Source organism: Streptomyces viridiviolaceus, assembly GCF_014650995.1.
Classification (GTDB): Bacteria; Actinomycetota; Actinomycetes; order Streptomycetales; family Streptomycetaceae; genus Streptomyces; species Streptomyces viridiviolaceus.
On sequence record NZ_BMWA01000006.1, the window covers coordinates 77,076 to 98,622 of the forward strand.

Here is a 21,547-nt window from a genome sequence, read left to right on the forward strand (position 1 = left end):
GGAGCCTCCCCACACCCCCGGCCGACCGCCACGACCGAGCGACCGGACGGGACACACCCCCCAACCCGACCCTCGCCACCGGCCACCCCACACCCCGTCAACCGGGCGGAAGGGACAGGAGCCTCCCCACACCCCCGGCCGACCGCCACGACCGAGCGACCGGACGGGACACACCCCCCAACCCGACCCTCGCCTCCGGCCACCCCACACCCCGTCGACCGGCCGCGGAGGCGGATGCCGGTGTGCTCCCGACCACCGCGCCTGCCCCCTGCTCCGCCGTGCGGTCAGCCGCGTCGGCGGCGGGTCACGGCCAGTGCTCCCCCGCCCGCCAGGACCAGCGCCACGGCGCCGCCCGCGACGTACGGGGTCGCGGAGCTGCCGCCGGTCTCGGCGAGGCCCGCCTCGGTGCGCTCGCCCTGGGCCTGGACGTCGGGGGCCGGTCCGGCGGCTGGTTCGTCGGCCTTCGCGGGCGGCTGCGCGGCCTGGGCCTCGGGTGCCGCCGGCGCCTCGCAAGTGGCCGTCGCGAGGGTCACGGTGCCGTGAACCTCGGCCACGTTCAGATCCAGCGGGTTGACGGACACCCGGAGTTCCAGGGCGGTGGCGGCGGCCGTGCGGGAGGTGGTCTCCGTCTTCGACAGGTCCAGCCTGACCTCTCCCACGCCGGGCACCTTCACCTCCGTCGGCCCGCCGGTGGTGAGTGTCACCTTCTTGCCGAGGACCGTCACCGATCCCAGCAGGTTGGCGGAGGCGACCGGCTTCTTCCCGGCCTCGCAGGTCGCCTTGGAGGTGACCTGCTCGACCTCGACGACCGACAGCAGCGGCAGTCCGGGCACGTGGACCCTGGCCCGGGCCAGATCGGTGTGGCCCTCGGCCTTGGTGTCGGTCACCGTCGCCCCGGCGTCGGCCACGTCGGCGCGCAGCACCTGGAAGGGCCTGCCGCCGTCGACGCCGTCCAACTGGGCGGTCAGCGCGGTCTTCCGGGCGCTCTCGGGCGCCTGCACCTCGTTGAGGGAGACGGTGAGCGGCACGTTCACGGTCTTGTTGAGCAGGGACACGTCGAGCCCGGTGCGCAGGACGGCGGCACTCGCCCGGCCCTGGTCGTCGGTCGCGTGGGCGGTGCCCGCGCCGGCCAGGGCCGTGGGACCGGCGGCCAGGGCCGTGGCCGCCGCGACGGTGGCGAGGCGGCGTGCGGGCATGCGGAAGGTGTTGCCGTTCAAGGTGGTGGGACCCCCAGGAAGACATGCATGAGGACATGCATGAGGGACATGCACGAGCGACGTGCTTGGGACCCGGAAAGGATGTCCCCGCCCGCGCCGAACCGTCAGCGATCCCGGGTCACTTCACCCCATCGTGGGGTTTCCGTGAACCTTTTCGAATCGCACGGCACGGGCGTTCCCCTGCGTCACCCACGTCGGCTATCCGACGACCCGCCCGTTCAGCACCACCCGGCGCGGAGCGCCGAGCACGCGCACGTCCGCGCGCGGGTCGCGCTCGTACACCACCAGGTCGGCCGGCGCGCCCTCGTCCAGGCCGGGACGGCCGAGCCAGCGCCGGGCGGACCAGGTCGCCGCCGAAAGCGCCTCGACGGGCGGGATCCCGGCGGTGACCAGCTCCGCGACCTCCGCCGCCGCCAGGCCGTGGGCCAGCGAGCCGCCCGCGTCGGTGCCGACGAAGACCGGGATCCCGGCGTCGTAGGCGCCCCGCACGGTGTCGTAGCGGCGTTCGTGGAGCCTGCGCATATGGGCCGACCAGCGCGGGAACTTCGACTCGCCGCCGTCGGCGAGCGCGGGGAAGGTCGCGATGTTGACGAGGGTGGGCACGATGGCGACGCCCCGCTCCGCGAAGAGCGGGATGGTGTCGTCCGTCAGGCCCGTGGCGTGCTCGACGCAGTCGATGCCGGCCTCGACCAGGTCGCGCAGCGAGTCCTCGGCGAAGCAGTGCGCGGTGACGCGGGCGCCCAGGCGGTGGGCCTCGGCGATGGCCGCCTCGACGGCACCGCGCGGCCAGCAGGCGGACAGGTCGCCGAGGTCGCGGTCGATCCAGTCGCCGACCAGCTTCACCCAGCCGTCTCCGCGCCGGGCCTCCTGGGCCACGTACGCGACGAGGTCCTCGGGCTCGACCTCCCAGGCGTAGTTGCGGATGTAGCGGCGGGTGCGGGCGATGTGCCGCCCGGCCCGGATGATCTTCGGGAGATCTTCACGGTCGTCGATCCAGCGGGTGTCGGAGGGCGAGCCCGCGTCGCGGATCAGCAGCGTGCCCGCGTCCCGGTCGGTCAGCGCCTGCTTCTCGGCGACGTCCTCGGGGACCGCGCCGTGCTGGTCGAGGCCGACGTGGCAGTGCGCGTCGACCAGGCCGGGCAGCGCCCAGCCCTCGACGGTGCGGACGTCGGCGGCGCCGGCGGGACGGTCGTAGGAGATCCTGCCGTCGATCACCCACAACTCGTCGCGGACCTCCTCGGGTCCGACGAGCACCCGACCCTTCACGTGCAGCACCGCGCGATCGCTCATGCCCCGCACCTTAGACCGCTGCGACGGGGTGTTCGAAGGCCGGTCACCGGCCGGCCGCGCGGGCGCGCGGCCCGGCCGCGTACCCGGCGGCGACGGCGCTCGCCACGGCGGTCAGGGCGAGGACGGCGACCCCGGGGTTGACGTAGCCGGGGATGTCGGCGGAGGCGTAGCCGTCACCGTCGGCGGTCTCGCAGCGGAAGCTCAGGGGCAGGTAGGAGACCGAGTAGTCGACGATCCGCGCGGACAGCTCCGGGGGCACGCCGGTACGGCAGGGCAGCAGCGGCGCGGACCCCGCACCGCCGTCCTCCGCCCCCATGACCGCGAAGCCCACGCACAGCACGCCCCAGGCGTACAGCAGGGCGGCGGCCGCGCCGGCGACTGCGGCGACGACACGGAAGGGCGCGCCCGCCCTGGGCGACGCGGGCCCGGCGACCGCAGGGCCCGTCTCCCCGCAGGGGCGGCGCGCGTACGTGCCGGCGCCCCGGCCGAGGAAGACGGCCGTCACCACAGCGACGAGAACGAGCAGCAGGAGAGCGACCACGCGTCCGAGTCCATCAGCCCGACGATCACCGCGGCTATGGCGGAAGCCATAATTCCGGGCGTGGGAGTGTCGCAACGGAAGCCCTCCGGCGCGAGTGGCGGCGAAGGCCATGGTTACTCTCGACTCCGTACGTCCGCACACCTGCCCGTTACCGAAGAGAGCACCGCCGTGACCCACCCCTTCCTGGACCTCGCCCCGCTGAGCGCCGACCGTTTCGCCGCGATCGAGGACCGGGTGGCGCGCCTGCTCGGCACCGAGCAGGACGTCGTGATCATGCAGGGCGAGGCGCTGCTGCCGCTGGAGGGCGCCATCCGCGCCGCCGCCGGGCCGGGCACCGTCGCGCTGAACGTGATCACCGGGCCCTACGGGCAGACGTTCGGGAACTGGCTGCGGGACTGCGGCGCGACGGTGCACGACCTCGCCGTGCCGTTCCACACGGCCGTGACGGCCGACCGGATCCGCGAGGCGTTCGCCGAGCACCCGGAGATCGACTTCGTGTCCCTGGTGCACGCGGAGGCGGCGACGGGCAACACCAACCCGGTGGCGGAGATCGGCGCGGTGGTGCGGGAGCACGGCGCGCTGTTCTACCTGGACGCCGTCGCCTCCGTGGGCGCCGAGCCGGTGCTGCCGGACGCCTGGGGCGTGGACCTGTGCGTGATCGGCGCACAGAAGGCGATGGGCGGCCCGGCCGGGGTGTCGGCGGTCTCGGTGAGCGAGCGGGCGTGGGCGCGGATGGCGGCCAACCCGCGGGCGCCCCGGCGGTCGTACCTCTCCCTGCTGGACTGGAAGGAGCGGTGGATCGACGGCGGCCGCAAGGCGCTGCTGCACGCCCCCGCGCAGCTGGAGATGCTGGCGCTGGAGGCGTGCGTCGAGCGCATCGAGGCGGAGGGCCTTCAGACGGTGATGGCGCGGCACGCGTCGGCCGCGGCGGCCACCAGGGCCGGTGCGCTCGCCCTGGGTGGCGGCCTGGAGCCGTACGTGTACGAGGCCGGGGACGCGGCGCCGGTCGCGACGACGCTGCGGGCGCCGGCCGGGGTCGACGCCTCGGAGCTGGTGGCCGGTGCCCTGGCGTCCGACCCGGCGCTGCCGCTGGCCGCGGGCGGGGGCGCGCTGGCCAAGGAGATGATCCGCGTCAACCACTACGGGCCGGACGCCACCACGGGGGCCGTGCAGGGCTGCCTGGCGGCGCTCGGTGCCGCGCTCGCGGCGAAGGGGCTGCACGCCGACCTGGTGGCCGCGCGCCGGGCCGCCGACGACGCCTGGCGCGGCTGAGCGGGCCGGCCTTTCCGGGACCTGAATTCAGAGTTATTGCCACAGCTCCGACAGACATAATTCCGGGATTAATTGAAGAATAGCTTCCCGTATTCTTCTGCCCGCTTTCCGCGGGGCTAAACACCAAGATTCGGATAACGCGAACCGGAGCATTTCGGGCGGGCTTCCAGCGGGTTACATGATTGTGACCCGTTACACAGCCCGCCCGTTTTGCGCGCTATGTAACGCCCAAATCAGGGCAAATCTCCGAGACCTCGCGCGGACCCACGCGCCCGCGTGATAACACACGGCCTCGCCATTCGTAACCCCGTCCGGCGATGCAATTTTGAATTTCCCTGGGTAAGTTCAATTTGCATGACTGCCGCACAAGCAGACCTGCAAATCGACCGCCCGAGAGTGGCGGACGGAGCCGCGCTCTGGCGGATAGCAAGGGATTCGAAGGTCCTCGACCTGAACTCGTCCTACAGCTATCTGCTGTGGTGCCGGGACTTCGCCGCCACCTCGGCCGTCGCTCGTGCCGAGAGCGGCGAGGCGATCGGTTTCGTCACCGGCTACGTGCGGCCGGACCGCCCCCGCACCCTGCTCGTCTGGCAGGTGGCGGTGGACGAGGCGTACCGCGGTCGCGGACTCGCCGCCTCTCTGCTCGACGGTCTGGTCGCGCGCACCGTGGCCGAGCAGGCGCTGACCACCCTGGAGACCACCATCACCCCGGGCAACACCGCGTCGGAACGGCTGTTCACCTCGTTCGCCGAGCGCCACGGCGCGCGGCTGGAGCGCGAGGTGCTGTTCGACAGCGTCCTGTTCCCGGACGGGCCGCACGACCCCGAGGTCCTGTACCGCATCGGCCCCCTTCCCGACTCCCGCTGACACCGGACCTCCCCGACCCCTCACCGACCCTCACGCATCGAGGAGCGATTCGTCGTGACCATCACCCAGCCCGACCTCAGTGTCTTCGAGACCCTCGAATCCGAGGTGCGCAGCTACTGCCGCGGCTGGCCCACCGTCTTCGACCGTGCGCACGGCAGCCGCATGTACGACGAGGACGGCCACGAGTACCTCGACTTCTTCGCCGGAGCGGGCTCCCTCAACTACGGGCACAACAACCCCGTACTGAAACGGGCCCTGATCGACTACCTGGAGCGGGACGGCGTCACGCACGGGCTCGACATGTCGACCACGGCCAAGCGCCGCTTCCTGGAGACCTTCCAGAACCTGCTGCTCCGGCCGCGCGACCTGCCGTACAAGGTCATGTTCCCGGGCCCGACCGGCACCAACGCCGTGGAGTCCGCGCTGAAGCTGGCCCGGAAGGTGAAGGGGCGCGAGGCGATCGTGTCGTTCACCAACGCCTTCCACGGGATGTCCCTGGGCTCCCTCGCCGTGACCGGCAACGCCTTCAAGCGGGCCGGCGCCGGCATCCCGCTGGTGCACGGCACGCCCATGCCGTTCGACAACTACTTCGACGGCACCGTCGAGGACTTCCTGTGGTTCGAGCGGCTCCTGGAGGACCAGGGCTCCGGCCTCAACAAGCCGGCCGCCGTGATCGTGGAGACCGTGCAGGGCGAGGGCGGCATCAACGTGGCCCGGCCCGAGTGGCTGCGCGCCCTGGCCGATCTGTGCGAGCGCCAGGACATGCTGCTGATCGTCGACGACATCCAGATGGGCTGCGGCCGTACCGGCGCCTTCTTCTCCTTCGAGGAGGCGGGCATCACGCCGGACATCGTCACCGTCTCCAAGTCGATCAGCGGCTACGGCCTGCCCATGTCGCTGTGCCTGTTCAAGCCCGAGCTGGACGTGTGGGAGCCGGGCGAGCACAACGGCACCTTCCGCGGCAACAACCCCGCCTTCGTCACGGCGACCGCCGCGCTGGAGACGTACTGGGCCGACGGGTCGGCGATGGAGAAGCAGACCCGCGCCCGGGGCGAGCAGGTCGAGCAGCACCTGATCGCCATCACCGAGGAGAACCTCGCCGACGTCAAGGAGTACCGCGGCCGCGGGCTCGTGTGGGGCCTGGAGTTCCACGACAAGGAGCGCGCCTCGCGCGTCGCCAGGCGTGCCTTCGACCTCGGGCTGCTCATCGAGACCTCCGGTCCCGAGAGCGAGGTCGTCAAGCTGCTGCCCGCCCTCACCGTCACGCCCGACGAGCTGGACGAGGGCCTCAAGATCCTCGCGCGCTCCGTACGCGAGACCGCCTGACCGGGACCGCCCGGCAGGCCCACGCAACACCCACCTAGGAGGCATCGCAACACCGTGATCGTCCGTTCGTTCAAGGAGATCGAAGGCACCGACCGGCACGTGAAATCGGCGTCCGGCACCTGGGAGAGCAAGCGCATCGTCCTCGCCAAGGAGAAGGTCGGCTTCTCCGTGCACGAGACGATCCTGTACGCGGGCACCGAGACCGACATGTGGTACGCGAACCACATCGAGGCCGTCGTCTGCACCAAGGGCGACGCCGAGCTGACCGACCGCGAGACCGGGAAGACCTACCACATCACGCCCGGCACCATGTACCTCCTGAACGGCCACGAGCGGCACACGCTCAAGGTCAAGGAGGACTTCCACTGCATCTGTGTCTTCAACCCGCCCGTGACCGGACGGGAGGACCACGACGAGAACGGCGTCTACCCGCTGCTCACCGAGGAGGTGTGAGTCACCGTGACCACCACGACCGTCACCGATCTCTACCCCAGCCGCGGTGCCACCGAGGTGGCCACTCCCCGGCAGGACCCGGTCGTCTGGGGCGCCCCCGACGCGCCCGGTCCGATCGACCCGGCCGGTCTGCAGTCCTTCGAGCGCGACGGCTTCCTCGCCATCGACCAGCTCATCGCACCGGACGAGGTCGAGGTCTACCGGCGTGAGCTGGAACGGCTCACCACCGACCCGGCGATCCGGGCGGACGAACGCTCCATCGTGGAGCCGAAGTCGAAGGAGATCAGGTCCGTCTTCGAGGTGCACCGGATCAGCGAGGTGTTCGCGAACCTGGTGCGCGACGAGCGGGTGGTCGGCCGGGCCCGGCAGATCCTCGGCTCCGACGTGTACGTCCACCAGTCGCGGATCAACGTCAAGCCGGGCTTCGGGGCCAGCGGCTTCTACTGGCACTCCGACTTCGAGACCTGGCACGCCGAGGACGGTCTGCCCCGGATGCGCACGGTGTCCGTGTCGATCGCGCTCACCGAGAACTACGACACCAACGGCGGTCTCATGATCATGCCGGGGTCGCACAAGACGTTCCTCGGGTGCGCGGGGGCCACGCCGAAGGACAACTACAAGAAGTCGCTGCAGATGCAGGACGCGGGCACGCCCTCCGACGAGGCGCTGACCAAGATGGCGTCGGACTACGGCATCAAGCTCTTCACGGGCAAGGCCGGTTCGGCGACCTGGTTCGACTGCAACTGCATGCACGGTTCGGGCGACAACATCACCCCGTTCCCGCGCAGCAACGTCTTCATCGTGTTCAACAGCGTGGAGAACACGGCGGTCGAGCCGTTCGCGGCACCGGTGCGGCGGCCGGAGTTCATCGGCGCACGGGACTTCACGCCGGTGAAGTGACCGTGTGACGGGACCACCGGGCCGGGCCTCTTCGTGTGGGACGGGAGGCACCGGCCCGGTTGCCTTGCCCGCAGGTCTCAGCCGGACAGGACGTCCAGCAGCCGGTCGACGTCCGCAGCGGTGTTGTAGAGGTGGAAGGCGGCCCGCAGATTGCCCGCCCGGTCGGAGACCTCCACGCCGGCCCGGCTCAACTCGCCCTGCCGGTGGCCGAGTCCGGGCACGGACACGATGGCCGAGCCCGGTGCGGGCACCGGCTCGTGCCCCAGGGAGGCCAGGCCCTCGCGGAACCGGTCGGCGAGAGCGGTGTCGTGGGCGTGCACGGCGTCGACGCCGAGTTCCTCGATCAGGGCGAGGGAGTGCCGGGCGCCGGCGTAGGAGAAGAGGGCGGGGCTCTCGTCGTACCGCCGTGCGGAGTGCGCGAGTTCCTCCACGGGTCCGTAGCAGCTGTCCCAGGGGTGCTCGCCCGCGGCCCAGCCGGCGAACAGCGGCGGCAAGGCGCCCAGGTCCTGCGGGACGACGAGGAAGGCGACGCCGCGCGGGCAGAGCACCCACTTGTAGGCGACGGCCACCACGTAGTCGAAGCCGTTCGCGTCCAGCGGCAGCCATCCGGCGGACTGGGAGGCGTCGACCAGCGTCCGCGCGCCGTGCGCCAGAGCGGCCTCCCGCAGCGCGCCGAGGTCGGCGAGCCGTCCGTCCGCCGACTGCACGGAGCTGACCGCGACCAGGGCGGTGTCCGGGCCGACCGACTCGGCGACCAGCTCCAGCGGCACGCTGCGCACCTTCAGGTCGCCGCGGACGTGGAAGGGGTTCACCAGGGAGCTGAAGTCGGCCTCGGCGGTGAGGACTTCGGCGCCCGTCGGCAGCGAGGCCGCGACGAGACCGCTGTAGGTGGCGACCGACGCCCCGGCCGCGACCCGGGCGGCGGGCACTCCGGCGAGCCGGGCGAAGGCGGACCTGCACGCCTCGACGTCGGCGAACATGTCGCCCGGCCGGCCGGCCGCGACCGATGCCACGGCGTCGCGCACGGCGACGACGGTCCGGGCGGGGAGCAGGCCGGTGCTGGCGGTGTTCAGGTAGGTGTTCTTCGGGGCGAACTCGGCACGGACGAGGTTCTCGAAGCTCTCCATGGGACCACTCTGGGGCTCCGGGACCTCCCCGTCCATTGCCGGTTTCTGCGCGATTCCTCTTAGGACTGCTTATACGAGACCGCTCACCTGGTGTTTCAGTTCCGCGGCACCGCGCAGCCGTCCGGGCCGCACACGTCCGCGCCGCCCGCCTCCTCGATCAGCGTCAGGGGTGCGCGCTCGCCCCACGCCTGCGTCAGCGCCTGGGCGAACACCTCGGCGGGCTGGGCGCCGGAGACGCCGTACTTCCGGTCGAGCACGAAGAACGGCACGCCCGTGGCCCCGAGCTGCGCGGCCTCGCGCTCGTCGGCGCGCACCTCGTCGGCGTACGCGGTGGGGTCGGCGAGCACCTCGCGGACGGCGTCCGCGTCCAGCCCGGCGGCGACGGCCAGCTCCACCAGCCGCTCGTCGTCGTTGTACACGGAGCGCTCGTCGGCGAAGTTGGCCCGGTAGAGCCCGTCCAGCAGCGCCTCCTGCCTGCCCTGCTCCTTGGCCAGGTGCAGCAGCCGGTGCATGTCGAAGGTGCTGCCGTGGTCACGGCCCCTGGTGCGGTAGTCCAGGCCCTCGGCGGCGGCCTGGGCACCGAGGTTGTCCTCGCCGGCCTGTGCCTGCGCCTCGCTCATGCCGTACTTGGCGGTGAGCATCGTCAGCACGGGCTGGACGTCGTCCTTGGCCCGCCCCGGGTCCAGCTCGAACGACCGGTGGACCACCTCGACCCCGTCCCGGTGCGGGAAGGCCGCCAGCGCCTTCTCGAAGCGGGCCTTGCCCACGTAGCACCAGGGGCAGGCGATGTCGCTCCAGATCTCGACGCGCATGGTCTCGGCTCTCTCCAGGTCGTACGGGTACGGAGACTCTCTCCGGCACGTACGTGAACGTTCAACCGGTGCGCGTCATTCCCCCGCCACGCCGAAGCGCAGGGAGAGGTGGTGATCGGCCTCGGCGGGCGGGTTCCCGGGGTCGGGCACCCAGCCCCGCCGGGCGTAGAACGCCTGGGCACGCCGGTTGTCGACGTGCACGTCGAGGGCGGCCGTCCGCCTGGCGTCTGCCCGCCACTGCTCGACGCAGGCCGCGTGCAGGGCGGTGCCGATGCCGGAGCGCCAGTGGCCGGGGTCGACGTGGAACTGGAACAGCCTGACCGTGTCCGCCGGGGCGCCCTCGGGGACGCGGAAGGAGGCGATGCCGACGATGCCTCCCCGCTCGACGGCGCACAGCACGTGCCCGTCGGGCCGCTCGGCGGCGGTGCGCCAGGCGGCGGACCAGTCGAAGCCGTCGTCGGGGAGCCCGTCCGGGTAGTACGTGGCCCGGGCGCGGGCGTGCAGTGCGGCGACGGTCTCCGCCTCGGCGGGCAGGACGGTACGGATCACCAGGTTTCCGGTCACACGTTCACCGATCATGATGGGGAGGACGCGGACTCCGGCCGTCCGGTTGCGCTCAGCCGCCGTCCCGCAGGTCCGCGGGCCCGTACGGCCGGAACGCGATGCGGTCGTACGACACGACGCACCCCTCCCCCACCGGCGACTGGGTCATGAACCCGACCAGGGCCGCGCCCGTCTCCTTCTCGTAGCCGAGGGTGAACACGCGGACGAAGGTCCAGCGCTCGCCGTCGTGGGAGGCGTGGAAGGCCAGGGCGCGGCCGGTGCGACTGATCCGCAGCCAGACGGAATCGCCGTCCACGGTGAAGGAGTTGGCGTCGTCCGAGTGCCCCCGGGTGACCACCGTGCAGACGGTGGGCACGTCCGGGGAGTACTCCAGGCACAGTTTGGCCCAGGCCCGCTCGCCGACGTGGACGTAGAGGACGCCGGCGTCGAAGGCAGCCCGGAAGCCGACGGTGACGCGGGCGATCAGCTGGAAGTCGCCCTCGGGCGCACCGAGCAGCCGGGGCGCGTCGGAAGCGGACTCCAGCCCCTCACCGGCAGGCGGCACGAACCGGTCCTGCCGGGGCCCGGCCCGTCCGGTGAGAACACCGTCCTGGTAGGACCAGTGTCCTTCGGGCCCGTAGGGGCGGAGGGAAAAGGGCAGTTCGGGGAGGGTGACGTCCATGGGCCGATTGTCGCAGGCGAGGGACAACACGCTGAGGGGCGCGTGGCTGTATCGACATGCGGCTCCGCCGCGTGGGCGCGACCAGCCACGGCGCGCCCACAGCCGGCGAACAACCGCACCCCTACGGCGCTACCGCTCCAGAACCCCGTTGAACCGACGAGGCAGCCCCAGCGGGTTGTCGTCCCGCAACTCCACCGGCAGCAGCGCCTCAGGCGTGCCTTGATAGACCACCGGCCGCAGCCACCGCTCGATCGCCGTCCCGCCCACCGACGTGGACGTCGACGTCGTGGCCGGGTACGGCCCCCCGTGGTGCTGGGCCGGAGCCACGGCGACCCCGGTCGGCCAGCCGTTCACGAGCACCCGCCCCGCAAGCGGCGTGAGCTCCGCGAGGATCTCCGACCCGCGACCCTGACCCGCCGCCTCCTCGGCGGAGAGCTGCACGGTCGCCGTGAGGTTGCCCGGCAGCCGGGACAGCACGCCCCGCACCTCGGCCTCGTCCTCGTAGCGGGCCACCACGGTGACCGGCCCGAAGCACTCCTCCAGCAGCAGGTCGTGCTCCCCCTCCGCGGCCAGCCGGCTCGCCGGCACGGTGAGGAACCCGGCGCTGACCGTGTGCTCGCCCCCCGCGCCCGGCGTGACCGGGCTGTCGACGTCGGGCAGCGCCGCCCGCTCGGCGACCCCGGCGACGAAGTTGTCCCGCATGCGGTGGTCGAGCAGGACTCCGGCGTCGGTGTCGCTGACGGCGTCCGTGAGGGACTTGACCAGGCCGTCGCCCGCCGCGCCCGACGGCACCAGGACGAGGCCCGGCTTCACACAGAACTGGCCGACGCCCAGCGTCATCGAGCCCGCGAGCCCGGCGCCGATGGCCTCCGCCCGCTCGGCGGCGGCGGCCTCCGTGACCACGACCGGGTTGAGCGAGCCCAGTTCGCCGTGGAAGGGGATCGGGACCGGCCGGGCCGCCGCCGCGTCGAAGAGCGCACGGCCGCCGCGCACCGAACCGGTGAAGCCGGCCGCCGCGACCAGCGGGTGCTTGATCAGCTCGATGCCCGCCCCGAAGCCGTGCACCAGGCCGAGGACGCCGTCGGGGATGCCGTGGCGGCCGGCGGCCCGGCGCAGCACCTTGGCGACCAGCTCGGACAGGGCCGGGTGGTCGGGGTGGGCCTTGACCACGACCGGGCAGCCGGCCGCGAGGGCGCTCGCGGTGTCGCCGCCGGGGACGGAGAAGGCGAAGGGGAAGTTGGACGCCGAGTAGACGGCGACGACACCGAGCGGCACCTTGTAGCGGCGCAGGTCCGGGACGGGCGGGGTCGCCGTGTCGTCGGGGTGGTCGACGACGACGTCGAGGAAGGCTCCCTCGTCGACGATGTCGGCGAAGGCCCGCAGCTGGTAGCAGGTGCGGGCGAGTTCGCCGGTGAGGCGGACCGGGCCGAGCGCGGTCTCGGCGTCGGCCACCTCGACGAGGGTGGCCTCGGCCGCCTTCAGCTCGTCGGCGGCGGTGCGCAGGAAGGCCGCGCGGACGGTGCGGTCGGTGAGGGCGTCCCGGGCGGCGTGCGCGGCGCGGACGGCGGCGTCCACCTCCTGGGCCGTGGCCTCCACCGCAACCTGCTCACGCTGCTTCCCGGTACGGGGGTCGACACTCCAGACTGGTGCTGTTGCCACCGCGGGTCCCTCCAGATCTAGGGACGTTCGATATACTGAACGCTGTCTCTATGGGTGAATGGGTGGAGACTATTTCGCGTCCAACGAAGGGGTCAAGGGCGATGTCGGCAGGCGAGACGGGTGGTGGAGCGCAGGTCAAGTCCGCGGTACGGACCGTGGAGTTGCTCGAGTACTTCGCCGGACGCCCTGGTATGCACTCCCTCGCATCGGTCCAGGAGGCCGTCGGCTACCCGAAGTCCAGCCTCTACATGCTGCTGCGCACGCTGGTGGAGCTGGGCTGGGTGGAGACGGACGCGACGGGCACGCGGTACGGCATCGGCGTACGGGCGCTGCTGGTCGGGACGTCGTACATCGACGGCGACGAGGTCGTGGCGGCGGCCCGGCCGACGCTCGACCGCCTTTCCGACGACACGACGGAGACGATCCACCTCGCCCGCCTCGACGGCACGAACGTGGTGTACCTGGCCACCCGCCAGTCTCAGCACTACCTGCGCCCGTTCACCCGGGTCGGCCGCAGGCTCCCCGCCCACTCGACGTCGCTGGGCAAGGCGCTGCTGAGCACGTACACGGACGAGCAGGTCCGCAAGATGCTGCCCGAGACGCTGCCCGCGCTCACCGAGAACACCATCACCGACCGGGAGAAGCTCATCGAGGAGCTGCGCCAGGTGCGGGAGCAGGGCTTCGCCGTGGACCGCGAGGAGAACACGCTGGGGCTGCGCTGCTTCGGTGTGGCGATCCCGTACCGCACGCCCGCGCGGGACGCGATCAGCTGCTCGGTGCCGGTGGCCCGGCTGACCCCCGCCCACGAGCAGATGGTGAAGGACGCGCTGTTCGACGCGCGCGACCGGCTGACCCTGGCCACCCGCAGGCTCTGACTAGGCTCTGCGCCATGCACATCGCACTGCGCAAGGTCCACGACAGCGACCTGCCCGTCTTCTACCGCCAGTTGAACGACCCGGAGGCGCTGCGCATGGCGGCCTTCACCCCCGCGGACCCGGCCGACCGGGACGCCTTCGAGGCGCACTGGAAACGGCTGCGGGCGTCGGACGACGTGGTCCGCACGATCCTCGGCGACGGTGACGTCATCGGCAGCGCGGCGGTGTACGGGGAGCCGGGCGAGCGCGAGGTGACGTACTGGGTGGACCGGGCGTACTGGGGACGGGGAGTGGCGACGGCCGCGCTGCGTGCCCTGCTGGCCGAGGTGCCGGAGCGGCCGCTGTACGCGCGGGCGGCGGCGGACAACGCCGGGTCGCTGCGCGTGCTGGAGAAGTGCGGTTTCCGGGCGTCGGCCCGGGCCCGGGGTTTCGCCGAGGCCCGCGGCGAGGAGATCGACGAGGTCGTGCTGCACCTCGCGGGGTGAGACGGCCCTCCCCCGCGCGGCGGATGCGGATCGACCGGGCGCAGGACGTGCCCGGGCCCCGTCCCGCGGGAGCGTTTGGGCATGACGCAGTCACTCGCTCCCGCCGCCCCGGTGACCGCCGCCGGCCTCTCCCGTCCCCGTCGGCTGCTGCGTGCGGTCGCCGTCGTCTCGTGCCTGCCGTACCTGGGGCTCAAGGCCGCCTGGATCGCCGGGAGTCACGTCGGGATCCCCGACGGCAGCCCGCTGCTGGACCACCGGGCGGCCATGGCCGTCGCCAACGGGCTCTCCCTGCTGATGGACAGCTGCGTGATCGTGCTGGCGCTGGTGCTGACCCGGCCGTGGGGTCTCAGGGTGCCTGCCTGGCTGCTGGCGATTCCGGTGTGGATCGCCACCGGGCTGCTCGCGCCGATCATGGCAGGGTTCCCGCTGCAGCTTCTCGCACGGATCGTCGTCGGCGACACCGCGACGGCGTCCGGCCCGGGACGCGAGCCCTTCCTGCACGAGTGGGTGTTCGGGGTCGTGTACGGCGGGTTCATCCTTCAGGGGCTCGCCCTGGGGTCGCTGTTCGTGCTCCACGCCCGGGGCCGCTGGGGGCATCTGTGGCGCGGGCGGGTGTGGGACCTGCCGCTCGGCGTCGCCGGGGCGGGCCGGCGGGTCACCGCTGTCGCTGCGGCCGTCCTCGCGCTGTTCCCGCTCGCCGTGCGGCTGTTCTGGGCGTGCGGCGGCACGGACGGGCTCAGCGAGGGCCGGGTCGCGGACCGCACCAGTGACTTCTACGTGCTGGAGGGCCTGTACGTCGCCTTTCTCGTCCTGGCCGCCGTGGGGGGCCTGCTGCTCGCGTTCCGCCGCGGACTCGCCCTGCCGGTGACGGTGCCCCTCGCCCTGACCTGGATCTGTTCCGCGGCGGTGGCCTGCTGGGGCGGCTGGATGCTCCTCGGCTCACTGGCCGGGACGGACGATCCCGCCGACCGCCCGACACGGCTGATGCTGCTCACCTACGCTGGCCAGATGACCGTCGGCCTCCTCCTCGCCTCCGTCGGCGCCCGCTTCCTCGCCCTACGGTCGGCCACCGCCCCGAAGCGGCCGTGACCACGCCCTCCCCGGCCCGTGCCCGGTCCCTCGCCCGACTCCTGTGCGGCCGGCGGGCGCGTCTGCGGTGGGTCCATCTGATCCTCGGCGGCGCGCTCGCCATGCCGTACGTGCTGGTCGGCTCCGTCGTCGTCGGTCCGGCCATGGGTGCCACGAACCTCTTCGGCTCGGTCCCCATGCAGTTCGCGTCGTTCGGCGTCGGCCTGCCGCTGGCCGCCGTCACCTCGCTGTTCCCGCCGACCCGGCCGCTGGAGGCGGGGGTCGTGCGGTGGCTGTGCGGCGTCGACGAGGACCGGCTGGCCTACGGCCCGGCCCGGACGAAGGGGGAGAAGGGGCGTACGGCCGCCTGGTTCACGCTGCACCTGGGCCTCGGCGGGATCGTCGCGGGGATGTCCCTCGCGGTGCCGCCGTTCGCCGCGGTGCTGATCGTGCTGCCGGTCTTCGCGGGGCTGCGCGACAGCCGGCTCGGGCTGCCCGCCGTCTTCGACCAGGCATGGGCGCTCGCGCTGGCGCCGGTCGCGGGTGCCGCGATGCTCGTCGCGCTCGCCGGGTGCGCGGCCGGCTGCGGCGCGCTGCTGGCTCGCTGGGCGCCCGCGCTGCTCGGCCCCTCCGCCGAGGACCGGCTCGCGGCGGCCGAGGCGCGCGCCGCCGACCTCGCCGTCCGCAACCGGCTGGCGCGGGAGCTGCACGACTCCGTCGGCCATGCCCTGAGCGCGGTCATGCTCCAGGCGAGCGCGGCACGCCGAGTCCTGGACACCGACCGGGAGTTCGCCCGCGAGGCCCTCGCCGCGATCGAGGACACGACCCGGCGCACGGTCGGCGAACTGGACGCCGTACTGGGCGTGCTGCGGGACGGCGACGCCCCCGGCACCGCCCCCGCGCCGACGCTCGCCGCCGACCTCGACGGCCTGCTGCGCCGCACCCGCGCGGGCGGGCTGCGGGTCACGGCCACGGTCGCCGCCGACCCCGCGGCGGTTCCGCCCCTGATCTCCCGCGAGGCGTACCGCATCGTGCAGGAGGGCCTGAGCAACGCGCTCAGGCACGCCGGTGACCGGGCCGCGGTGGCAGTCGACATCGAGGTGGTGGACGAGCACCTGCGGATCACCGTCGAGAACCCCCTGGGCGAGGCCGGCGCCCCGCGCCCCGGCGGCGGTCACGGCCTGCGCGGCATCGCCGACCGGGCCCGGCTGCTGGGCGGAGTGGCCCGGGCGGGCGCCGCCGAGGGGACGTGGCGCCTCCAGGTACGCCTGCCGCTGAAAGGATCCGTATGACCCGCCCGCCGATCAGGATCGTCCTCGCCGACGACGAGCGCATGGTGCGCACCGCCCTGCGCGCGATCCTCTCCGCCGAACCGGACCTGGAGGTCGCCGGCGAGGCGGCCACCGGGGCCGAGGCCGTGTCCGTGGTGCGCGAGCTGCGGCCGGACGTCGTCCTGATGGACGTCCGCATGCCCGGGACCGACGGCATCCGGGCCACCGAGCAGATCCTCGCCACGCTCGCCGAACCGCCCAGGATCGTCGTCGTGACCACCTTCGAGAACGACTCCTACGTCTACGACGCCCTGCGTGCCGGTGCCGCCGGATTCCTGCTCAAGCGTGCCGACGCCGACACGCTCGTGCAGGCCGTGCGGCTGGTGGCGCACAGCGACACCCTGCTGTTCCCGTCGGCCGTACGGACCCTCGCGGTCGAGCACGCGCGGGCCGGCTCCGCGCCGCCGGCCTGGGTGGCACGGCTCACGGAGCGGGAGGGCGAGGTGCTGCGGCTGATGACGACCGGGCTGACCAACGCGGAGATCGCCCGGCGCATGGGGGTCGGCCCCGCCACGGTGAAGACCCATGTGGCGTCGGTGCTGGCCAAGACCGGCACCCGGGACCGCACCCAGGCGGTCATCCGGGCCTACGAGGCCGGCTTCATGAACGGACGATGAGAAATCAGGCCGGACCGGCCGGAAGGGAACGATTCGCTCCGGCCCGTTCGTCTTGTGGGCGGGATGAACAAGACGATCAGGCGTGCCTCGGTCTTCACGCTGCTCCTGGTGTTCGCTCTGCTCGTCAGGGCGACCTGGGTGCAGTTCTACGACGGCCAGGCACTCGCGGACGACAAGGACAACCGGCGCAACGCGATCGAGACGTACGCGGAGCCGCTCGGGAACATCATCGTGGCCGGGAAGTCGATCACCGGCTCGGCGCGGACGGAGGACGGTGACCTCGCGTACAAACGCACCTACGACGACGGCAGGCTCTACGCGGCGGTGACGGGCTACGCCTCGCAGGCCTATGCGCCCACACAGCTGGAGGGCATCTACGAGGACCTGCTCAACGGCACCGACCCGCAGCTGAAGACCGTCATGGACACGGTCACCAACCAGCGTGCCGACCCGGGCAACGTGGTCACGACCATCGACCCGGAGGTGCAGAAGGCCGGGTACGAGGCGCTGGGCGGGAAGAAGGGCGCCGCCGTCGCGATCGACCCGGCGACGGGCCGGATCCTCGCGGTGGTGTCGACCCCGTCGTACGACCCGGCGTCGCTGACCGACGCCAACACCGCGGGTGAGGCGTGGCAGAGCCTGACGAAGGACGAGGACAAGCCGCTCACCAACCGTGCGCTGCGCCAGCCGCTGCCGCCGGGCTCCACGTTCAAGCTGGTGGTGGCGGCGGCCGCCCTGGAGGACGGGCTGTACGGATCGGTGGACGAGCGGACCGACAGCCCGGACCCGTACCGGCTGCCGGACACCACGACGAACCTGACGAACGAGAACCCGAACGCGCCCTGCGAGAACGCCACGATCCGGACCGCGCTGCAGTACTCGTGCAACAACGTCTTCGCGAAGATGGCCGTCGACCTGGGCCAGGACAAGGTGCGGGCGATGGCCGAGAAGTTCGGCTTCAACGACGAGACCCAGGACGTGCCGGTGCGGGCCTACACGAGCGTGTACCCGAAGGACATGAACCGGCCGTCGACCGCCCTGACGGGCATCGGCCAGTTCGACGTCACGGCGACTCCGCTGCAGATGGCCATGGTGTCGGCGGCCATTGCCAACGGCGGCGAGCTGGTCTCGCCGCACATGGTGTCGCAGACCACCGACAGCGGCGGTGACGTGCTGAAGGACTACGACGACGACGCGGAGACGCAGCGGGTCGTCGGCTCCGACACCGCCGAGCAGCTCCATTCGGCCATGCGGACCGTGGTCGAGGAGGGCACGGGGTCGAACGCGCAGATCGCGGGCGCGACCGTGGGCGGCAAGACGGGCACGGCCCAGCACGGCGAGAACAACAGCAAGACCCCGTACGCCTGGTTCACCTCGTACGCCAAGTCCGACTCCTCGGACCGGCAGGTCGCGGTGGCGGTCATGGTCGAGCAGTCCGACGCGGCCCGCTCGGAGGTCAGCGGCAACGGCCTGGCGGCGCCGGTGGCCAAGGCGATGATGGAGGCGGCGCTCAAGGGCTAGACGCCTCCGGCGAGTTCGGCCGGCATGTCTCACAGGACGGCGTCGAGCCAGGCGAGGACGTCGTCCTGCACGCGGTCCGTGAAGGTGTGCCCGACGCCCGGCAGGGTCTCGGTGCGGAGCCGGCCGTCGGCTCCGCGGGGCTCAGCGTGGGCCCGACGTGCGTGACGAGCAGGCGCCGCGCTCCGGCCGCGCGGGCGGTGTTCCCCGCGTCCTCGGGCGTCAGGTGCACCTGTTCGCCTTGGCGATGCTCGTCGATGTCGGCCTCGCACAGGAAGAGGTCCGCGTCGCGGGCGAGGCCGGTGAGCGCGGCGCACGGTCCGCTGTCCCCCGAGTAGGCCAGGACCCGGCCCCCGCACTCGGTACGCAGCCCGTACGCCTCGGTGTCATGCCGGACGGCGCGGGAGGTGAGGAGCAGGCCGCCGTGGCGGGCCGTGTGTCCGTCGTACAGCGTCCGGAACGAGAAGACCCCGGTCAGGAACCCGGTGTCGGGACGTCCGAAGAAGCCCGCGAGGCGCCGGGCGCAGTCCGCTGACGCGTAGACCGGAACGGGCGCCTCGGGTGTGAGCCCTCCGTACGCGAAGGCGTACAGGGCAGGGAGCAGGTCGGCGCTGTGGTCGGCGTGCAGGTGGTATCCAGCTCGCGCTAAGCCGCGCCGGTTCGGTGTGCCGCTGCAACTCCGCGAAGGTCCCCGGACCGGCGTCCACCCACACCTCGGCGCCGCCGCCGCGCACCAGGTGACCGGAGCAGGGCCGGCCCGGCCCCGGGGTGCGGGGAGGCGGTGCCCAGGACCGTGAGGCTGAGCGTCATGCGCGGAGCGTACCGGCGTCCGCGCACACGCCTTCCGGTTTCAGGCGAGCCGCGTCCAGCCCGGGTCGCGTCCGCTCAGTCCCACCGCGCGGTCCAGCAGCGGGGCGTCGGCCGGGACGGGGACGACGGGGCCGAAGAGGCCGCCACCGCTCCGGTCGGGCTCCTCGGCCGCGGCGGCGAGGAGGTCGTAGGACACGCGGAGCGCGGCCGGGTCGGGCGTGTACTCCTGGCCGGTCGCCCGGGCCAGGTCCCAGCCGTGGATCACCAGTTCGTCGGCCGCGACGGCACCGGCGACCGCGCCGGGCAGGTCGACGCCGCCGGCCCGGGTCGCGCCGGTCCAGGCCGCCGGGTCGCGCCAGGCGTCGGCGAGTTCGCCGAGCACCTCGGGCAGGTCCTCGCGCCAGCCGGGCCCGATGTCCGGCACGACGGTGTCGGGACTGGTGTCGGTCGTGACGCCCAGGTCCTTGCGCCCGGCGTCCCGGAAAGCGGCGGCCAGGCCGGTCAGATGTCCGAGGAGGTTGCGGACGGCCATGTCCGGGCACGGCGTGGGGTCCATGAGCTGCCCGTCGCTCACGCCCCGTGCGAGGCGCGCCACGATCCGGGTCTGCGGCCCGAGGTCGAGGGTGGTGGTGTCGGCTGTCATCGGTTGCTCCTCGCGGATGCGGTGCTCCATCGGGAGGTAGACCGACTCCGGCACCGGAACTCATCGGCCGCCGGTCCCCCGGCCGGGGCACTTTCCCGATGCCGGCCCCGCCTCCTTAGTCCCACGATGGCCAGGCATGACGACGACGAAGAGGACCTGGACCGCGGCACGGGTCCTGCGCGACCGCACCGCGGGCCTGTATCTCGCCGGGGTGGTGGTCTCCGGCTTCGGCACCTCGGCGCTGTGGCTGGCGTCCGGCGTGTGGGTGAAGGACGTCACCGGCTCCGACGGGCTGGCCGCGCTGTGCATGTTCGCCATGTGGGCGCCGACCCTGGCGGGCCCGGCGCTGGGCACGCTCGCCGACCGCACCCGCCGCAAACCCCTTCTGATCGCCACGAACCTGGTGCTCGCCGCCCTGCTGCTCGGTCTCTTCGCCGCCGGTTCCCGGGGCGGCCCGTGGCTGCTGTTCGCGGTGCTCTTCGTGTACGGCGCCGCGGGCGTCGTCCACGACGCGGCCGAGTCGGCGCTCATCGCCTCCGCCGTCGGCAAGCGCCTGCTCGGCGACTTCAACGGGCTGCGCATGACCGCCACCGAGGGCATGAAACTGGTCGCACCGTTGGCCGGGGCGGGACTGTACGCGGCGTACGGAGGCCCGAGCGTGGCGCTGCTCGACGCGCTGACGTTCGTGCTGGCCGCGGGACTGTACGCCGGGCTGCGGGTGCGCGAGGCACGACCGGAACGGCCCGCGGCGGACTGGCGGCGCCGGACGGCCGAGGGCGCCCGCCACCTGTGGTCGCACCCCCGGCTGCGCCCGCTCGTCCTCGCGGGCGGGCTCACGATGCTCTGCGCGGGCGTCAACGGCGCCACGGCCTACGCCGTCGTCGACGCCCTCGGGCGCTCCCCCGCGTACGCCGGTGTGCTGTACGCCGTCCAGGGAGCCGGCTCGGTGGCGGTCGGGCTGCTGGCCGGACCCGCCCTGCGGCGGCTGGGCGGGCGCCGGTTCGCGGTGTGCGGCATCGCGCTCCTGGCGGTGGCGGTGGCGGTGCGGGCCGTTGCGCACGACTCCGTGGCCCTGGTGACCAGCGCGGCGATCGGCGCGGGGCTGCCCGCGGTGCTGATCGCCTCGCTGACCGCCGTGCAGCACGAGACGCCGGACGCACTGCTGGGCCGGGTCACCGCCACGGCCAACTCCCTGGTGTTCACGCCGAACGTGATCGGGCTGGCCGCGGGCGCGGCCCTGGTCGAACTGGCCGACCTCCGGCTGCTGCTGATCACCCTCGGCCTCGCCCTGTCGGCGACCGCGGCGTCACTCGCTCACCGCCCGGCGCCCGAGCACACCGGCGCGGGCTCGCCGTCCGACCCCGGCCGGACGTGAGACGTCCGCGACTCGCCCGGCGCGAGCGTCCGCACACCACCCCCACACCAGGCACCCTGACCCCGGCACCCCGACACCACCGACTCACCGCCCCACGAGCACCGACCGCACCACCTCCAGGTCACCGTCCGACCCC

21 protein-coding genes and 1 pseudogene are annotated in these 21,547 nt (G+C 72.9%); 12 read left to right on the forward strand and 10 right to left on the reverse strand.

Annotated features, from left to right (window positions below; genetic code table 11):
• Nucleotides 1-284: 284 nt before the first annotated feature.
• The 3 genes from IE260_RS09800 to IE260_RS09810 all read right to left on the reverse strand — a co-directional run bounded on the left by IE260_RS09800 (nucleotide 285) and on the right by IE260_RS09810 (nucleotide 3,048).
• Entirely contained in the window at nucleotides 285-1,217 is a 933-nt protein-coding gene (locus IE260_RS09800; protein ID WP_189870131.1) for an SCO1860 family LAETG-anchored protein, read from the reverse strand.
• A 198-nt stretch (nucleotides 1,218-1,415) separates the two neighbouring features.
• Nucleotides 1,416-2,507, reverse strand: a complete 1,092-nt coding sequence (locus IE260_RS09805; RefSeq protein ID WP_189870132.1) for an amidohydrolase family protein — start codon at nucleotides 2,505-2,507, stop codon at nucleotides 1,416-1,418.
• A 43-nt stretch (nucleotides 2,508-2,550) separates the two neighbouring features.
• Nucleotides 2,551-3,048 (reverse strand): hypothetical protein, encoded by a 498-nt coding sequence (locus IE260_RS09810; RefSeq protein WP_189870133.1) that lies wholly within the window; start codon nucleotides 3,046-3,048, stop codon nucleotides 2,551-2,553.
• 168 nt (nucleotides 3,049-3,216) lie between these two features.
• Between IE260_RS09810 and IE260_RS09815 the strand changes: the two genes are divergently transcribed.
• The 5 genes from IE260_RS09815 to thpD all read left to right on the forward strand — a co-directional run bounded on the left by IE260_RS09815 (nucleotide 3,217) and on the right by thpD (nucleotide 7,866).
• Nucleotides 3,217-4,320 carry a pyridoxal-phosphate-dependent aminotransferase family protein gene (locus IE260_RS09815; protein ID WP_189870134.1) on the forward strand — a complete coding sequence of 368 codons (1,104 nt, stop codon included), beginning with the start codon at nucleotides 3,217-3,219 and terminating at the stop codon, nucleotides 4,318-4,320.
• A gap of 354 nt (nucleotides 4,321-4,674) precedes the next feature.
• Entirely contained in the window at nucleotides 4,675-5,187 is a 513-nt protein-coding gene (ectA, locus tag IE260_RS09820) for a diaminobutyrate acetyltransferase (protein WP_189870135.1), read from the forward strand.
• A 54-nt stretch (nucleotides 5,188-5,241) separates the two neighbouring features.
• Nucleotides 5,242-6,513, forward strand: a complete 1,272-nt coding sequence (gene ectB / locus IE260_RS09825) for a diaminobutyrate--2-oxoglutarate transaminase (RefSeq protein WP_189870136.1) — start codon at nucleotides 5,242-5,244, stop codon at nucleotides 6,511-6,513.
• A gap of 54 nt (nucleotides 6,514-6,567) precedes the next feature.
• Entirely contained in the window at nucleotides 6,568-6,966 is a 399-nt protein-coding gene (locus tag IE260_RS09830; protein ID WP_189870137.1) for an ectoine synthase, read from the forward strand.
• 6 nt (nucleotides 6,967-6,972) lie between these two features.
• Nucleotides 6,973-7,866: an ectoine hydroxylase gene (gene thpD / locus IE260_RS09835; RefSeq protein ID WP_189870138.1), complete on the forward strand. Its 894-nt coding sequence runs from the start codon at nucleotides 6,973-6,975 to the stop codon at nucleotides 7,864-7,866.
• 77 nt (nucleotides 7,867-7,943) lie between these two features.
• Here thpD and IE260_RS09840 read toward each other — a convergent pair whose 3' ends face one another.
• The 5 genes from IE260_RS09840 to IE260_RS09860 all read right to left on the reverse strand — a co-directional run bounded on the left by IE260_RS09840 (nucleotide 7,944) and on the right by IE260_RS09860 (nucleotide 12,689).
• Nucleotides 7,944-8,993 (reverse strand): aminotransferase class V-fold PLP-dependent enzyme, encoded by a 1,050-nt coding sequence (locus IE260_RS09840; RefSeq protein ID WP_229880600.1) that lies wholly within the window; start codon nucleotides 8,991-8,993, stop codon nucleotides 7,944-7,946.
• Nucleotides 8,994-9,088: 95 nt separating this feature from the next.
• Nucleotides 9,089-9,805, reverse strand: coding sequence for a DsbA family oxidoreductase (locus tag IE260_RS09845; protein ID WP_189870140.1), 717 nt, complete (start codon nucleotides 9,803-9,805; stop codon nucleotides 9,089-9,091).
• Between the two features lie 75 nt (nucleotides 9,806-9,880).
• A complete protein-coding gene (locus IE260_RS09850; RefSeq protein ID WP_189870141.1) occupies nucleotides 9,881-10,384 on the reverse strand; it encodes a GNAT family N-acetyltransferase in 504 nt (167 codons plus the stop codon).
• A gap of 37 nt (nucleotides 10,385-10,421) precedes the next feature.
• Nucleotides 10,422-11,030 (reverse strand): DUF1349 domain-containing protein, encoded by a 609-nt coding sequence (locus IE260_RS09855; protein ID WP_189870142.1) that lies wholly within the window; start codon nucleotides 11,028-11,030, stop codon nucleotides 10,422-10,424.
• 129 nt (nucleotides 11,031-11,159) lie between these two features.
• Entirely contained in the window at nucleotides 11,160-12,689 is a 1,530-nt protein-coding gene (locus IE260_RS09860) for an aldehyde dehydrogenase (NADP(+)) (RefSeq protein WP_189870143.1), read from the reverse strand.
• Nucleotides 12,690-12,790: 101 nt separating this feature from the next.
• Between IE260_RS09860 and IE260_RS09865 the strand changes: the two genes are divergently transcribed.
• From IE260_RS09865 to IE260_RS09890, 6 genes are all read left to right on the forward strand, one after another.
• Nucleotides 12,791-13,564: an IclR family transcriptional regulator gene (locus IE260_RS09865; protein ID WP_189870144.1), complete on the forward strand. Its 774-nt coding sequence runs from the start codon at nucleotides 12,791-12,793 to the stop codon at nucleotides 13,562-13,564.
• Nucleotides 13,565-13,578: 14 nt separating this feature from the next.
• Entirely contained in the window at nucleotides 13,579-14,049 is a 471-nt protein-coding gene (locus tag IE260_RS09870) for a GNAT family N-acetyltransferase (RefSeq protein WP_189870145.1), read from the forward strand.
• Between the two features lie 81 nt (nucleotides 14,050-14,130).
• Nucleotides 14,131-15,138 (forward strand): hypothetical protein, encoded by a 1,008-nt coding sequence (locus IE260_RS09875; protein ID WP_189870146.1) that lies wholly within the window; start codon nucleotides 14,131-14,133, stop codon nucleotides 15,136-15,138.
• Nucleotides 15,135-16,409, forward strand: a complete 1,275-nt coding sequence (locus IE260_RS09880; RefSeq protein ID WP_189870147.1) for a sensor histidine kinase — start codon at nucleotides 15,135-15,137, stop codon at nucleotides 16,407-16,409. The genes IE260_RS09875 and IE260_RS09880 overlap by 4 nt, the downstream gene beginning before the upstream one ends.
• Nucleotides 16,406-17,065, forward strand: a complete 660-nt coding sequence (locus IE260_RS09885) for a response regulator transcription factor (RefSeq protein ID WP_189870148.1) — start codon at nucleotides 16,406-16,408, stop codon at nucleotides 17,063-17,065. Before IE260_RS09880 ends, IE260_RS09885 begins: the two co-directional genes overlap by 4 nt.
• Nucleotides 17,066-17,128: 63 nt before the next feature.
• Complete coding sequence (locus IE260_RS09890) at nucleotides 17,129-18,586, forward strand: peptidoglycan D,D-transpeptidase FtsI family protein (protein WP_189870149.1); 1,458 nt, start codon at nucleotides 17,129-17,131, stop codon at nucleotides 18,584-18,586.
• Here IE260_RS09890 and IE260_RS09895 read toward each other — a convergent pair.
• Nucleotides 18,576-19,393, reverse strand: a pseudogene (locus tag IE260_RS09895) (MBL fold metallo-hydrolase). The gene IE260_RS09890 and the pseudogene IE260_RS09895 sit on opposite strands and share 11 nt — an antisense overlap.
• A 40-nt stretch (nucleotides 19,394-19,433) precedes the next feature.
• The gene (locus IE260_RS09900; RefSeq protein WP_189870150.1) at nucleotides 19,434-20,036 is read right to left on the reverse strand and encodes a TIGR03086 family metal-binding protein; all 603 of its coding nucleotides are present in this window, start codon (nucleotides 20,034-20,036) and stop codon (nucleotides 19,434-19,436) included.
• A gap of 136 nt (nucleotides 20,037-20,172) precedes the next feature.
• Between IE260_RS09900 and IE260_RS09905 the strand changes: the two genes are divergently transcribed.
• A complete protein-coding gene (locus tag IE260_RS09905) occupies nucleotides 20,173-21,411 on the forward strand; it encodes an MFS transporter (RefSeq protein ID WP_189870151.1) in 1,239 nt (412 codons plus the stop codon).
• Nucleotides 21,412-21,547: the final 136 nt, after the last annotated feature.

Excerpts from the sequence above, each read along its gene's own strand:
- IE260_RS09840 (WP_229880600.1), bottom strand. The coding sequence starts at position 8,993 with ATGGAGAGCTTCGAGAACCTCGTCCGTGCCGAGTTCGCCCCGAAGAAC.
- IE260_RS09900 (WP_189870150.1), bottom strand. The coding sequence starts at position 20,036 with ATGACAGCCGACACCACCACCCTCGACCTCGGGCCGCAGACCCGGATC.
- IE260_RS09890 (WP_189870149.1), top strand. The coding sequence starts at position 17,129 with ATGAACAAGACGATCAGGCGTGCCTCGGTCTTCACGCTGCTCCTGGTG.
- IE260_RS09905 (WP_189870151.1), top strand. The coding sequence starts at position 20,173 with ATGACGACGACGAAGAGGACCTGGACCGCGGCACGGGTCCTGCGCGAC.
- IE260_RS09870 (WP_189870145.1), top strand. The coding sequence starts at position 13,579 with ATGCACATCGCACTGCGCAAGGTCCACGACAGCGACCTGCCCGTCTTC.
- IE260_RS09850 (WP_189870141.1), bottom strand. The coding sequence starts at position 10,384 with ATGATCGGTGAACGTGTGACCGGAAACCTGGTGATCCGTACCGTCCTG.
- IE260_RS09845 (WP_189870140.1), bottom strand. The coding sequence starts at position 9,805 with ATGCGCGTCGAGATCTGGAGCGACATCGCCTGCCCCTGGTGCTACGTG.
- IE260_RS09855 (WP_189870142.1), bottom strand. The coding sequence starts at position 11,030 with ATGGACGTCACCCTCCCCGAACTGCCCTTTTCCCTCCGCCCCTACGGG.
- IE260_RS09865 (WP_189870144.1), top strand. The coding sequence starts at position 12,791 with ATGTCGGCAGGCGAGACGGGTGGTGGAGCGCAGGTCAAGTCCGCGGTA.
- IE260_RS09805 (WP_189870132.1), bottom strand. The coding sequence starts at position 2,507 with ATGAGCGATCGCGCGGTGCTGCACGTGAAGGGTCGGGTGCTCGTCGGA.
- ectA (WP_189870135.1), top strand. The coding sequence starts at position 4,675 with ATGACTGCCGCACAAGCAGACCTGCAAATCGACCGCCCGAGAGTGGCG.
- IE260_RS09885 (WP_189870148.1), top strand. The coding sequence starts at position 16,406 with ATGACCCGCCCGCCGATCAGGATCGTCCTCGCCGACGACGAGCGCATG.
- IE260_RS09875 (WP_189870146.1), top strand. The coding sequence starts at position 14,131 with ATGACGCAGTCACTCGCTCCCGCCGCCCCGGTGACCGCCGCCGGCCTC.